Origin of the sequence: Peptoclostridium sp. AF21-18 (assembly GCF_003478825.1) — a bacterium.
Classification (GTDB): domain Bacteria; phylum Bacillota; class Clostridia; order Peptostreptococcales; family Peptostreptococcaceae; genus Peptacetobacter.
Window position 1 is genome coordinate 1 of record NZ_QUGE01000009.1, and the last position, 745, is coordinate 745.

Annotated in this window: 1 protein-coding gene and 1 pseudogene; both read right to left on the reverse strand. The window is 28.6% G+C overall.

Going from position 1 to position 745, the window contains the following annotated elements:
• On the reverse strand, positions 1–539 hold a 539-nt coding region (locus DWX74_RS05585), incomplete at its 3' end, for an IS3 family transposase (RefSeq protein WP_147382054.1).
• Positions 540–541: 2 nt separating this feature from the next.
• Positions 542–745: pseudogene (locus DWX74_RS11185) on the reverse strand (helix-turn-helix domain-containing protein); the annotation flags it as partial.

Below are 745 nucleotides of genomic sequence, written 5' to 3' on the forward strand. Positions count from 1 at the left end.
TTTGAATCTCCGATTGTATAAGCAACTATTCTTCTATCATAAAGATCTAGAATTGCACTTAGATAAAGTCTATGTTTTTCTCCATTTACATAGTAGTGAAACTCTGACACATCTGTTAGCCATTTTTCATCAGGTGCATCAGCTTTAAAATTTCTATTAAGAATATTTTCTGTTGTATATGTAGGATGTTGATTTTGAATTGTACATCCATTATTTTTATATTTTATAGTTGATTTAATTTGAAGTACACGACAAATACGTAGTATTCTTTTATCATTTACATTTATATTATAATATCTGTATAAATCATCTCTAATACGGCGGTAGCCTTTGTCAGGATAGTCAGAGTGTATTTTTTCTATGATATTAGCAATTTTTTCATTTCTTATATCATTGTAAGTTTTTTGATGTTTTAACCATTTAAAGTAACCACTTTTACTTACATTGCTTATTTTACATAGAGAACTTATTGGATAATGATGTTTTTCATGTACTTCTTTTATAGCTGTGTATATATAATTATTTCGTACTCTCTGCAAACTCACCTCCTCTCTATTTCCTGTATTTTTTTTAATAAAGCTATCTCCATTTCAGCCTGTCTTTTTTCATTTTCTAATCGTTTTATTTCTCTGCGAAGATGCTCTACTTCTGTTAATTGATCTTCAGATTTTCTTTTTCCTCTTTTATCTTTTAGAGCATCCTTGCCAGATTCTTTATATTTAAGAGCGTAGCTACGTGCTTGTGT